General features: G+C 72.7%; 10 protein-coding genes. 3 read left to right on the top strand and 7 right to left on the bottom strand.

All coding sequences use genetic code 11. From position 1 onward, the window contains the following. Window positions 1–116 precede the first annotated feature (116 nt). Entirely contained in the window at window positions 117–1,400 is a 1,284-nt protein-coding gene (locus P3T35_RS34945; protein ID WP_101383581.1) for a carbohydrate-binding protein, read from the top strand. A 116-nt stretch (window positions 1,401–1,516) separates the two neighbouring features. Here the strand turns inward: P3T35_RS34945 and P3T35_RS34940 are convergent, their stop codons facing one another. The 6 genes from P3T35_RS34940 to P3T35_RS34915 all read right to left on the bottom strand — a co-directional run bounded on the left by P3T35_RS34940 (window position 1,517) and on the right by P3T35_RS34915 (window position 7,199). After that, window positions 1,517–2,314: an SGNH/GDSL hydrolase family protein gene (locus P3T35_RS34940; protein WP_101383580.1), complete on the bottom strand. Its 798-nt coding sequence runs from the start codon at window positions 2,312–2,314 to the stop codon at window positions 1,517–1,519. Between the two features lie 352 nt (window positions 2,315–2,666). Next, on the bottom strand, window positions 2,667–3,464 hold the full coding sequence (locus P3T35_RS34935; protein WP_101383579.1) for an SGNH/GDSL hydrolase family protein: 798 nt from the start codon (window positions 3,462–3,464) through the stop codon (window positions 2,667–2,669). A gap of 349 nt (window positions 3,465–3,813) precedes the next feature. Then, complete coding sequence (locus tag P3T35_RS34930) at window positions 3,814–4,611, bottom strand: SGNH/GDSL hydrolase family protein (protein WP_101383578.1); 798 nt, start codon at window positions 4,609–4,611, stop codon at window positions 3,814–3,816. A gap of 158 nt (window positions 4,612–4,769) precedes the next feature. Next, on the bottom strand, window positions 4,770–5,132 hold the full coding sequence (locus tag P3T35_RS34925) for a glyoxalase (protein ID WP_101383577.1): 363 nt from the start codon (window positions 5,130–5,132) through the stop codon (window positions 4,770–4,772). A 339-nt stretch (window positions 5,133–5,471) separates the two neighbouring features. Beyond that, on the bottom strand, window positions 5,472–6,077 hold the full coding sequence (locus tag P3T35_RS34920; protein ID WP_180356725.1) for a hypothetical protein: 606 nt from the start codon (window positions 6,075–6,077) through the stop codon (window positions 5,472–5,474). Window positions 6,078–6,293: 216 nt separating this feature from the next. After that, window positions 6,294–7,199: a hypothetical protein gene (locus P3T35_RS34915; RefSeq protein ID WP_143676983.1), complete on the bottom strand. Its 906-nt coding sequence runs from the start codon at window positions 7,197–7,199 to the stop codon at window positions 6,294–6,296. 157 nt (window positions 7,200–7,356) lie between these two features. Here P3T35_RS34915 and P3T35_RS34910 point away from each other — a divergent pair, with 157 nt between their 5' ends. Both P3T35_RS34910 and P3T35_RS34905 read left to right on the top strand, forming a co-directional pair. Continuing rightward, window positions 7,357–8,526, top strand: coding sequence for an exonuclease SbcCD subunit D (locus tag P3T35_RS34910; RefSeq protein ID WP_101383575.1), 1,170 nt, complete (start codon window positions 7,357–7,359; stop codon window positions 8,524–8,526). Beyond that, window positions 8,523–11,750, top strand: coding sequence for an SMC family ATPase (locus P3T35_RS34905; RefSeq protein ID WP_101383574.1), 3,228 nt, complete (start codon window positions 8,523–8,525; stop codon window positions 11,748–11,750). The genes P3T35_RS34910 and P3T35_RS34905 overlap by 4 nt, the downstream gene beginning before the upstream one ends. A gap of 99 nt (window positions 11,751–11,849) precedes the next feature. Here the strand turns inward: P3T35_RS34905 and P3T35_RS34900 are convergent, their stop codons facing one another. Next, window positions 11,850–12,071: a hypothetical protein gene (locus P3T35_RS34900; RefSeq protein WP_280709148.1), complete on the bottom strand. Its 222-nt coding sequence runs from the start codon at window positions 12,069–12,071 to the stop codon at window positions 11,850–11,852. Window positions 12,072–12,121: the final 50 nt, after the last annotated feature.

Raw genomic sequence — 12,121 nt, 5'->3', positions numbered from 1 at the left:
CGGCCCGCTCCACCGGGTTCGCAACTCCGGGCAACCCGTATCCCACCCGTCCCGCGCTCCCCCGCCCGTGCGCGGAACGGCCCCCACACCTTCCCCACTGGAGAGGTTCCCCGCTCATGGAACGCGCCCAGAAGTCCCCCACCACCGAGCATCCGCCACCCGGCCGGCACCGGCGGCGGCGCACCACCGCGCTGACCGCCGTGGCCGCGCTCGGCCTGGCCGCCGGCACGCTCGCCGCCTTCAGCGGCGGGCAGTCCGCCCAGGCGGCCGCCAACACCGCGGCCGGCGCGGCGCTGAGCAGCAACTGGTACGCCTCCGCGCCGTATCTGATGCCGGAGGACAACTCCCCGCCGGACGCCGGCGCAGTGATGGACGCCACCGGCCAGAAGGCCTTCCAGCTGGCGTTCATCCTGGACGGCGGCAGCTGCTCGCCGGCCTGGGGCGGCACCTCCTCGATCGACACCGACACCACCATGCCCGCGGTGATCTCGCAGATCCGGGCCAAGGGCGGGGACGTCTCGGCCTCCTTCGGCGGCTACGGCGGCACCAAGCTCGGCCAGACCTGCGGCACTCCGGAGGCCACCGCCGCCGGCTACCAGAAGGTGATCACCAAGTACGGCCTGCACGCGATCGACTTCGACCTGGAGGAGCCGGAGTACGAGAACAGCGCGGCCATCCACAACGAGATCGGCGCCGCCAAGATCCTGCAGGCGGACAACCCCGGCCTGTACGTCTCGATCACCACGGCGGGCACCAATGCGGGCACCGGCTGGTTCGGGCAGCAGATGCTCAACGAGGCCAAGTCCCAGGGCTTCACGCCCGACAACTACTCGATCATGCCGTTCGACGGCGGGTTCAACGGCGCCGCCGCGCAGACCGCCGCGCTCACCCAGTTCAACTCCATCCTGCAGACCACCTTCGGCTGGGACGCGGCCACCGCCTACGCCCACGAGGGCGTCTCGATGATGAACGGGCGCACCGACGCGGCGGAGTACTTCACCCAGGCGGACTTCCAGACCGTGCTGGACTACGCCACCTCGCACGGGATGGCGCGCTACACCTTCTGGTCGGTCAACCGGGACCGCCAGTGCACCCCGGTGGTCGACCCGGGCCTGTCCGGCTCCTGTTCGAGCGTGACGCAGAACGCCTGGGACTTCACCAGGTACACGGTGAAGTTCGCGGGCGCCACCCCGGTGACCACGCCGCCGACCACCGCGCCGCCGACCACCGCGAGCCCGGGCGTGTGCACCGCACCGCCGTGGAACTCCGCCACCGCCTACACGGCGGGCGCCAAGGTCTCGTACAGCGGCCACGGCTACACCGCCAAGTGGTGGACGCAGAACGAGGTGCCGAGCGCCAGCGGGCCGTACGGTCCGTGGACCGACGACGGGCCCTGCTGAGCCTGCGCCCGGGTAAGCAGGACGGCCGTGCGGGTTGGGGGCCCCGCACGGCCGTGGTGCAGTCTGTGCCACTGCTGTCAGTGGCGCTGCTTGGCTGATGAGGGGTCAGCCAAGCATCAGGCGTTGGCCGCGAACTCCGGCAGGTAGGCGTCGGCCTGGCCGGCCGCGGTCGGGTGGTAGCTCTCGTTGGTCGGGATCGTGGTGCTGTGCAGCCACTGGTCGGAGTCGCCGCAGATCTCGTGGCCGGCGTCGAAGTCGCCTCTCACATCGGCGAAGCTGAAGCCGGCGTCGGCGGCGGCCTGGCTGATGACGCCGTCGATGACGTCGGCGGCACCGTCGATCGCGCTGCGCGAGGTGTCGCTGATGCCGAACACGCAGTTACCCGGGACCTGGTAGAGGTGCGGGTAGTCGAGCACCACCACATGGGCGTTCGGCGCCGCGTTGCTGATCGCCGAGAAGGTGTTCGCCAGCAGGCCCGGCAGGGTGTTCTGGGCGAACGACTCGGCGCTGTTGACGGAGCTCACGCAGGCGCTGGTGCCGCTCAGCACGCAGGTCTCCATGGTGTTGGCGAAGCCTGCGTCGTTGCCGCCGATGGTGATGCTGACCTCGCTGGTCGAGGAGTTGAGCGCCGAGACCTGGCTGTTCAGGACGTCACTGGTGGTGGCGCCGGAACAGGCCACGTCCGTGAAGTTGGACGCGTTCTGCGAGGCCCAGAGGTAGGGGTAGGAGTTGTAGCTGCGATCGCAACTGCCACTGCTGCCGACGTAGTTGCCGGCTCCCACCCCGGCCGAGTAAGAGTCGCCCAGCGCAACGTAGTTGACCGTGGCCGCGTTGGCGGGTGAGGCGAGGAAGAGGGTGCCGGCGGCGAGGGCGCTCGCCATGACCGCACCGGTGAGAACACGCGCGGAGCGCATGGGTCCTCCATTGGTAGGAGAGTGACGGGAGTTACTGGCTAGTACCAGCGGGACTGAGTAGACCAGTGGAAAGCGCCCCTCGGGAAGTGCTCATGCCAAAGTCGTTATCGTGAATTCTCTTGGCAGCCCCCAGAGTTGGCCGGAATGTAGAAGACCGTCCCGCCGGGGTGGCGTTCATCTGGCAATCGTCACAAAGGATTCACCGTCGACGGCCGCTCCGAGCGCGTCTCCACGGCCGCTCCGAGCGCGTCTCCACGGCCGAGACGCGCGTCGCACGGGCAGCACAACGGCCGCGCGGGCCCTCAAAACCCGCACGGTCGTTGCCGGTTGACCGCCCGAGGCGGCCGACCGGTCAGGCGTTCGCGGCGAACTGCGGCAGGTAGCCGAACTCCTGACCCGACGCGGTCGGGTGGTAGCTCTCGTTGACCGGCAGCGTGGTGCTGTGCAGCCACTGCGTGGAGCCGCCGCAGATCTCATGGCCGGCGTCGAAGGCGGCTCTCACGTCGGCGAACTTGAATCCGGCGTTGGCGGCGGCCTTGCTGATCACGCCGTCCAGGATGTCCGCGGCGCCGTCGATCGCGGACCGGGAGGTGTCGCTGATGCCGAACACGCAGCTGCCCGGGACCTGGTAGAGGTGCGGGTAGTCGAGCACCACCACATGGGCGTTCGGCGCCTTGGCGTGGATCGCCGCGTACGTCTGCGCCAGCCGGCCGGGCAGGCTGTTCTTGGCGAACGACTCCGCGCTGGACACCGCGCCCAGGCACTCGTCGGTGCCCTGCAGCACACAGGTCTCCATGGTGTTGGCGAACCCGGCGTCATTGCCGCCGATGGTGATGCTGACCTCGGTGGTCGACGAGCTGAGCGCCGAGACCTGGCTGTTCAGGACGTCACTGCTGGTGGCGCCGGAACAGGCCGCGTCGGTGAAGCCGGACGCGTGCCGAGCGGCCCACAGATAGGGGTAGGAGTCGTAGCTGCGATCGCAACTGCCGCTGCTGCCGACGTAGTTGCCGGTTCCCACGCCGGCGGAGTAGGAGTCGCCCAGTGCAACGTAGTTGACCGTGGCCGCATTGGCGGGCGCGGCGAGGAAGAGGGTGGCGGCGGCAAGGGAGCTCGCCATCAGCGCACCGGTGGCAACACGGGCAGAACGCATTGGTCCTCCATGGGGTGCTACGAGAGTTACTGAGTAGTACCAGTGGGACGCGCCACCTGGAAGCATCCGAACCGAATATGGCGCTACGGAATCCCTTAGTAGCCCTCGGTGCTGGTCCGGATGGAGCAAGCCGTCCCAGTGGCGGCCTTCGGCGGTGTGTTCGGTGACGGCGGCAACACCGCAGCACAACGGCCATGCGGGGCAGGGAGGGCCCCGCATGGCCGTTGTGCACAGCCGCGGCCGCGCTCATGGTGCGGGTGGCTCTGATGACGCTGGTGGCGCTGGTGGTCGTGATGGCCCGGCGTTGCGTTCGACTGGCGAGATCAGCCGATCATCCGGCCGGCGGTGATCAGGCGCTGGCCGAGAACTCCGGCAGGTAGCCGTACTGCTGGCCGTCCGCCGTCGGGTGGTAGCTGTCGCTGATCGGCCAGGTGGTGCTGTTCAGCCACTGGTCCGAGTCGCCGCAGATCTCGTGGCCCTGATCAAAGCTGCCTCTCACGTCGGCGAAGGTGAAGCCGGCGTTGGCGGCAGCCTTGTTGATCACGCCGTCCAGGATGTCGGCGGCGCCGTTGATCGCGGACCGGGAGGTGTCGCTGATGCCGAACAGGCAGCTGCCCGGGACCTGGTAGAGGTGCGGGTAGCTGAGCACCACCACATGGGCATTGGGCGCGTGGGAGTGGATCTGCGAGTAGGTGTTGGCCAGCAGACCGGGCAGGGTGTTCCGGGCGTACGACTCGGCGCTCGACACCGCGCTCAGGCACGAGCTGGTGCCGGACAGGACGCAGGTCTCCATGGTGTTGGCGAACCCGGCGTCATTGCCGCCGATGGTGATGCTGACCTCGGTGGTCGAGGAGTTGAGCGCCGAGAGCTGGCTGCTCAGGACGTCACCGGTCTTGGCACCGGAGCACGCCACGTCGGTGAAGTTGGCGCCGGTCTGGGCGGCCCAGAGGTAGGGGTAGGAGCTGTAGCTCCGAGAGCAGCTGCCGCTGCTGCTGTCGTAGTTGCCGGCACCAACGCCGGCCGAGTAGGAGTCGCCCAGCGCAACGTAGTTGACGGTGGCCGCGCTGGCGGGGGCGGCGAGGGAGACGGTGCCGGCGGCAAGAGCAGCGGCCGTGATCGCACCAGCAACAACACGAGCGAGACGCATTGAGCCTCCACGGGAGAGTGATGGGGGTTACTCAGTGGTACCAGTGACGCCCGTCCCCGGGAAGTGCCCATGCCAAATATGTTGATATGAATTCTCTTGGTAGAGTGCGGAGTTGGCCACGATGTAGCGAACTGGTCGCTTGAGACGGTGTTCGGTGACTATTCGTCACAAACGATTTCGAGCTCGAAGCCCTGACCGTCCACCAGGTGCACTGCCGCGCCGGTGTCCACGCGCAGCGTCCAACGAGCCGCGAGGGCGGCGCTCACCGCGGCCCGCGAGCCGTGCACCGCAAGATGGTTGAGTCCGGCGCGCAGCCGGTCGTGACCGCCGGGGCGCAGCGCCGGCGACTGCTCGAGCACCAGGTAGCTGTCGCCGAGGCGCCAGCTGCGTCCCGCGTCCCAGCTCTGGAACGGCAGGCATCCCAGGGCGAGCAACACCGGGGACCACTGCTCCTCGGCCAGCACCAGGTCGTCCACCCAGAGCTCGATGTGGTGGATGAACCCCCTGCGCGGCCCGGACATCTGGCTCCCCTCGGATCGTCAGCTTGCTCGCACCCGCCGGTCGCACCCGACCCTAGCCGACCCCGCGCGCATCGACCCGCAGAACCGAACATGATCCCGGCCACCCGTGGCAACCCTCACACCCCGATCGCTGCCCGAGCTGCGGTGGCACGAACCCCGGGCTGCGGTGCCACATGCGCCTGGCCACCCTGTGACGCACCCCGGACCGCAGTGCCACGCACACCGCCCCGGCGATGCACCCCGCAACCGCAGTGCACGGCCGTTCGCTCTGCAGCGCGCCCGGACCGCCGCGCCAATCGCACCCGGCCACCCTGCCGCGCCCCCGGACCACCGCGCGGCTCACACCCCGGGGAAGACCTCGCACCCCGTCACCGGCAGCTCCTCGATCTCCTCGTTCGCCGCCGCCGGCACCCCGAACTCCGCCACCGCGACCCGCACCGCAGCCCGCGCCTGCCGCAGCCCCGGCACGCCCCACCCCAGCAACTCGACTGCCAGGCCCGGCGCCACCAGCAGTCGCCGGTAGTGGCGCCCCGAGGCCGGGTCGGGCCTGCTCGGGCCGACCGCACGCAGCTCGGCGGCCATCCGGACCCGCGCGCACTCGTGCCCGTTGTTGGCGGAGCCGACCCGGTCGTAGAGGTAGCCCAGGTAGTGCGCCGGACCGATCACCGCTTGCGCCTCCTCGCCGGCCTCCCGCGCCAGCGCCGCCCCGGGATCCCCGGCGTCCTCCGCCTCCAGCGAGCCACCGGGCAGGCTGACCACGCCGTCCTTGGGGTTGATCAGGGTGAGCACTCGCCCGTCCGGCGCGAAGAGCCAGCCCCAGGACTGCTTCACGGGGAGCCACGGGGGCACCGGTTCCGCCGGCCGCCACGGCCAGCCTGCGGCTGGGCGACGCCGGACCCGGCCGAGCAGCTCAGCGATCTCTGCGCTGTACTCGATCCGCTGCATGGGGCCCCCTCCGGTCTCGGGCCGGTCGGTCCGGCTGCGCTGGTTCGTTCGCCGGCTTCGCCGCGCCGATCGGGGTTGCGCGGGGTCCGACCTGTTGATCTTCCCCGAACAGGCGGGCGATGAACAGCCCTCGCGCCCGCATGGGGCACAACCGCGACACGACTGCAGCACGTGTCGGACGCAACCGAGACTCGCCGCCTCCCAAGGGCCGTCACCTCACTCTCCCGCACCCGATGACACCCCCGATCCGCACCCCAACCCGAACCCGGCCCGGATCCGCACCGGCCCGCACCCCGGGCGCACCAGCCCCGCCCTCCGGTCCGGCAGCCGAGCCAGCAGCACCCGCAGCTCCTCGACGGCCAGCGGCGCCAGACCACCGCACGCCAGCCTCCAGCCGCGCACCGTGTGGCGCGGCGCCGCCCGGCTCCGGGCCGGCCCCGTACTGGCGGTCAGCAACTCACCACGCGCACCGCTCGCCAACCCGGCAGCCAGCAGCGCGCGGAACGCCTCGGCCTGCCGCTCCCCCGCGACCCGCCGACCGCCGGCCACACGGGCCTCATGCTCGGCGACCTGCCGCTGCTCGGCCCGCGCCCAGCGCAGCAGCAGCCGGTGACACCCCTCACCGAGCCCGCTCAGCAAGTCGTCATACAACCGCTCCGCAACCCGGACGGCCGCCCTCGCACCGGGCCGCCCGGCCAACTCCGCCAGGGCCACGGTCAGCCGCACCCGGGCCAAGTGGTCGTCGACCAGCGCGGGCAGCAGCTGCGCCATCCGCTGACCGGCATAGACGAACGGCTCGCCGGCCAGCTGCGGATCGGCCGCATACGCCACCTGTGCGGCCGGCGCACCGGGCCGCAGCCCGCGCACCATGCAGTAGTCCAGGTAGTCCACCGGCTCCAGCACCCGCAGGTGGACCGCCACCCCCTGACCGTCGATCCCGCGCAGCTGGCGCTCCGCCTCGCGCAGGTACCGCCCGTAGTCGGCCGGACCGCAGAGGCCGACCGCACGCAACCGGCCGTAGTCCATCGCGTCCGCCACGAGCGCGACCGCCACCGCCGCGCCGCCGGCCGCCGGCAGCGGCGCCGGAGCCACCAGGGACACCGCCTGCTCCATGATCACCACGTCCTCTCCCGGAACTGATCGAGTCGCTGTCACTTCGCCATCGAACCTACTCACTGCCACTGACAATCGACGTTCCGTCACCTTCGGAGCGCTCGGTCGAGGCTGCCGGGGTCGTCGGGGCCGCTGTTCTGTCAGAGGTGCCCGCTAGGGTCGAAGCATGCGACTGCTGCATACCTCCGACTGGCATCTGGGGCGCTCCTTCCACCGGGAGAGCCTCCACGAGGCCCAACACGCCTTCCTCGACCACCTGGTGCACGTGGTCGAAACCGAGCGCGTGGATGCCGTGCTGGTCGCCGGAGACGTGTACGACCGGGCGCTGCCCGGCCTGGAGGCGGTCGCGCTCTTCGACGAGGTGCTGCACCGGCTCGCCGACCTCGGCGTTCCGACCGTCTTCATCAGCGGCAACCACGACTCGGCCCGGCGGCTCGGGGTCGGCTCCGGTCTGATCCAGCGGGCGGGCATCCACCTACGGACCGATCCGGGAGCGGTCGCCAGCCCGGTGCTGCTGTCGGACGCGCACGGCGAGGTCGCGGTCTACGGTCTGCCGTATCTGGAGCCGGTGCTGGTCCGCGAGCGGTACGGGTTGGAGCGAGGCGGGCACGCGGCCGTGCTCGAAGCCGCGCTGGAGCAGGTCCGGGCGGACCTGGCCGACCGCCCGGTGGGCACTCGGTCGGTGGTGCTGGCGCATGCCTTCGTCACCGGCGGCGCACCGAGCGACAGCGAGCGGGACATCGCCGTCGGCGGCGTGGCCGGCGTGCCGGCCGAGCTGTTCGACGGGATCGACTACGTGGCCCTCGGCCATCTGCACGGCGCCCAGACCCTGGCCCCGCACCTGCGCTACAGCGGCTCGCCGCTGGCGTACTCCTTCTCCGAGGCCCGACAGCGCAAAACCATGTGGCTGGTGGACTTGGCGGCCGACGGCTCGGTGGCCGCCCAGCGGATCGACTGCCCGGTGCCCCGGCCGCTGGCCTGTCTGCGCGGCACCCTCGCCGAGCTGCTGACCGAGCCGGAGTACGGCGAGTTCGAGGACTGCTGGGTCCAGGCGACGCTGACCGATCCGAGCCGCCCCGCCGAGCCGATGGAGCAGCTACGCCGCCGCTTCCCGCACACACTCCAACTGCTCTTCGAGCCGGCCGAGGAGCCCACCGACAGGGCGGTCTCCTACGCCTCCCGGGTGCGCGGGCGAACGGACCTGGAGGTGGCCGAGAGCTTCGTGCGGCACGTCCGCCCCGGCGTCGAGCTGGTCGGGCGGGAGCGGGACTGGCTGCGCGAGGGCCTGGAGCAGGTCCGCACGGACCAGCAGCAGCGGGCGGAGCTGGCGCGATGAGGCTCCATCAGCTGACCGTCACCGCCTTCGGCCCGTTCGCCGGCCGCGAGCGGGTGGACTTCGACACGCTCACCACCGGCGGCCTCTTCCTGCTGCGCGGTGCGACCGGTGCCGGCAAGAGCAGCCTGCTGGACGCCGTGTGCTACGCGCTCTACGGCGAACTGCCGGGCACTCGGCGAGCGAACCGGATGCGCAGTGACCATGCCGACCCGGGGGTCCTCACCGAGGTGCGGCTGGAAGTCACCCTGGGCGGACGCCGGTTGGAGATCACCCGGATCCCCGAGCAACCGCGGCCGAAGAAGCGCGGCACCGGATTCACCGTGGAGAAGGCGCAGACCCTGCTGCGCGAGTGGGTGGCGGACGCCGGCGACGGCACGCCCGGCTGGCGGGCGGCCAGCCGCTCGCACCAGGAGGCCGGCGAGGAGTTGCTGCGCCTGATCGGCATGAGTCGGGAGCAGTTCTGCCAGGTGGTGCTGCTGCCCCAGGGTGACTTCGCGCGGTTCCTGCGGGCCGACGCGAGCCAGCGGGCGGAGCTGCTCGGCCGCCTCTTCGACACCGAGCGGTTCCGGCAGTTGGAGACCTGGCTGGGTGACCGGCGGCGCGACCAGGAGGCCGCCGTGCAGGCCGACCGGCACCGGCTGCGGGAGCTGATCAGCCGCACCGAGCAGGCGGCCGGCGAGCCCTGGCCGACCGAGGCGGCACCGGAGGAGGCGCTCGGCTGGGCTGCCGTGCTGCGCGAGTCGGCAGCCCAGGCGTTGGCGGTCCGCACTGCGGCACTCGCCGCTATTGAGCGTCACCATACGGACGCACAGGGTGAGTTGGCGGAGCAACAGGAGCTCGCCCGCCGCCAGGCCGAACACACCGAGGCGGTCAAGCACGCCGAGCGGCTGGCGGCCACGGCCGATCAGGAGGCGGCCGCACGGGAGCGGCTGACGCTGGCTCAGGCGGCGCTGACCGTGGAATCCGCACTCCGCCAGCACACCCAGGCCGCCGCCGCGCACGACCGCGCCCGTAACACCGAGGCCCAGGCCCGCGCCCACCTGACCCACGCCTGGGACCAGAGCCACCCCGCCCGCACCCCAGCGGGAGCCCCCAGCACTCCCCGCACCGAACCGCACGCGGACACCGCCACCCCGCTGGGGGCCCCCACCAGCCACCCCACCGCAGCCCACGCGGACACCACCGCGCGCCCCAGCGACCCCGCCAACCCCCAGACACCCTGGCCACCCACCACCCCGCCAGGAGCCCCCACCCCCACCGGGCGCAGCGGCAGCCCCGTAACCGCCACCACTCCCGTCCCCCATGCCCCCGCCGACCGCCTGGCGGCGGCGGAGGCCGCGACCCGGGAGGAGCTCGGGCGGCTTGAGGCCGCCGCGGCCGACGAGCGCCGAGCCGCCGCGCTCGCCGCCGAGCAGCAGCGGGAGGCGGCCGAGCGGCGGCGGGCCGAGGAGCTGGCCGAGGAGGCGGAGCGCTGGCTGGCCGAGCAGCAGGACGCCGCCGAGGCCCGCCACCAGCGCGAGGAGGCCGCCCGGGCCACCGCGCTGCGTGCCGAGCAACTCGCCGCCCAGCGGACCGAGGCCGAGCAGCGGGCCCAAGCCGCCCACCGCCGGGACGAGTTGCGGGCCCGGATCACCCACGACGAGCGCGCCCTGCTGCCGATCCAACAGGCCGCGCTGGCCGCCCGCGAGCACTCCCTCGATCTGCGTCAGCGCCGACTCGACGGCATGGCCGCCGAGTTGGCCGGCCGGCTGGGCCCGGACCAGGCCTGCCCGGTCTGCGGCTCCGCCGAGCACCCGGCCCTCGCCGTCGCGCCCACCGCCCCGGTCGGCGCGGCCGACGAGGAGGCCGCGGCCGCCGCCCAGCAGGCTGCCGAAGATGCCCGTGCCGCGGCCGAGCGCGCGCTGACCGAGCTGCGGCTGGGCGAGGCCGCCGCGACCGCGACCGCCGGCGAGCAGTCGGTCGACGACCTCGCCGCACACCTCGCCGAGCTCACCGAGCAGCACCGCGGCGCGCTGCGGGCGGGCGAGGAGCTGACCGTGCTGCTCCAGCAGCGGGAGCGGTTGGAGCAGCAGCACCAGCAGTTCACCGAGCAGTTGCGGCAGGCCCGGGATCGGGTGGTCGCCAGCACCACGGGCCTGGAGCAGCGGGCGGCGGAGCAGGCCGAGCTGGCCGCGCGGATCGCCGCCGCCCGGGGTGACGCCCCGTCGGTGGCCGCCCGCGCCGCCCGGCTGAGCCGCCTGGCGGAGGCTCTGTCCGCCGCCGCGCAGGCCGCCCGGGCCACCGAGCAGGCGGCAGCCCATCTGCGCGACGCCGAGCAGGAGTTGTCCCGCACCGCCGCCACGGCCGGTTTCGCCTCACCACGGCAAGCCGCCGGGGCCGCTCTGCCGCCCGCCGAACTGACCGCCCTGCGGCACCGTCTGGAGCAGCGGGCCGCCGAGCGGCGCAGCGTCGACCAGGCGTTGGCCCGCCCCGAGTTGGCCGCGGCCGCCGCCGCGCCGCCGGCCGATCCCGGCGCGGCCCAGGCGGCCCTGAACGCCGCGACGGCCGCGCTGCGTGCCGCCGCGGCGGCGGAGCACGCCGCCCACCAGCGGGTCGAGGCGCTGCGCGAGCTCGGCCACGGGCTGGCCGAGTTGGCCCGCGAGGCGGCACCACGGCTCGCGGAGTTCGGCGAGATCAGCCGACTGGCCCAACTGGCGGGCGGCACCAGCGGTGAGAACCGGCTGAAGATGCGCCTGGAGTCCTATGTGCTGGCGGCTCGCCTCGAGCAGGTGGCCGCCGCCGCGAGCGCCCGGCTGGTCAGGATGTCGGGCGGCCGCTACACCCTGGTGCACAGCGACGAGCGCAGCGCGGGCGGCAAGCGGTCCGGCCTCTCGCTGCTGGTGGTCGACTCCTGGACGGGCACCGAGCGGGACACCGCGACGCTCTCCGGTGGTGAGAGCTTCTTCGCTTCACTGGCGCTCGCGCTGGGCCTGGCGGACGTGGTGACCGACGAGGCGGGCGGCATGCCGCTGGACACCCTCTTCATCGACGAGGGCTTCGGCACCCTGGACGAGCAGGCCCTGGAGGAGGTCATGGACGTGCTCGACGGGCTGCGCGAGCGGGACCGGGCGGTGGGCATCGTCAGCCATGTCGCCGATCTGCGCCAGCGGATCCCGTCCCAGCTGCTGGTGCACAAGACCCGCCGCGGCTCGACCCTGCGCCCGACGACGGCGGACGCTCCCTGAGCCGGACGACCGACGCCCACCGCCGTCCCCTGGACCCGCGCCCACCGCCGTCCCCTGAGCCGGACGACCGCGAACGCCCCCTGAACCCGCGGGCAGGCGTCAGCCCGAGCAGGCGCTGCGCTGGGCCTGCTGCCAGGCGCAGCGCGGGCAGAGCGGGCTGCCCGCGGCCTCGGCCGGGTACTCGGTGGGTTCGCCGCACAGCACGCAGGCGGCGCGTGGGCCGTCGCCCCGGCCATCGCCCCGGTTGTCAGCCCGACCGTCACCACGACCGTCGGCCGGACGGTGGCCGGCCAGGTTCAGGGCGCGGAGCGGGTCATCGATGCCCGGCGCCGCGCAGTAGCCGCTGTCGTCGCTCACCCGAGCCCGCTCCT

It is taken from the genome of Kitasatospora sp. GP30 (assembly GCF_029892145.1).
Classification (GTDB): Bacteria; Actinomycetota; Actinomycetes; order Streptomycetales; family Streptomycetaceae; genus Kitasatospora; species Kitasatospora acidiphila.
This window is presented reverse-complemented; position numbering and strand designations above follow the sequence as displayed.

Bases quoted from the DNA above. Each gene is read 5' to 3' on its own strand.
- P3T35_RS34905 (WP_101383574.1), top strand. From the start codon at position 8,523: ATGAGGCTCCATCAGCTGACCGTCACCGCCTTCGGCCCGTTCGCCGGC.
- P3T35_RS34920 (WP_180356725.1), bottom strand. From the start codon at position 6,077: ATGCAGCGGATCGAGTACAGCGCAGAGATCGCTGAGCTGCTCGGCCGG.
- P3T35_RS34935 (WP_101383579.1), bottom strand. From the start codon at position 3,464: ATGCGTTCTGCCCGTGTTGCCACCGGTGCGCTGATGGCGAGCTCCCTT.
- P3T35_RS34925 (WP_101383577.1), bottom strand. From the start codon at position 5,132: ATGTCCGGGCCGCGCAGGGGGTTCATCCACCACATCGAGCTCTGGGTG.
- P3T35_RS34945 (WP_101383581.1), top strand. From the start codon at position 117: ATGGAACGCGCCCAGAAGTCCCCCACCACCGAGCATCCGCCACCCGGC.
- P3T35_RS34940 (WP_101383580.1), bottom strand. From the start codon at position 2,314: ATGCGCTCCGCGCGTGTTCTCACCGGTGCGGTCATGGCGAGCGCCCTC.
- P3T35_RS34910 (WP_101383575.1), top strand. From the start codon at position 7,357: ATGCGACTGCTGCATACCTCCGACTGGCATCTGGGGCGCTCCTTCCAC.
- P3T35_RS34930 (WP_101383578.1), bottom strand. From the start codon at position 4,611: ATGCGTCTCGCTCGTGTTGTTGCTGGTGCGATCACGGCCGCTGCTCTT.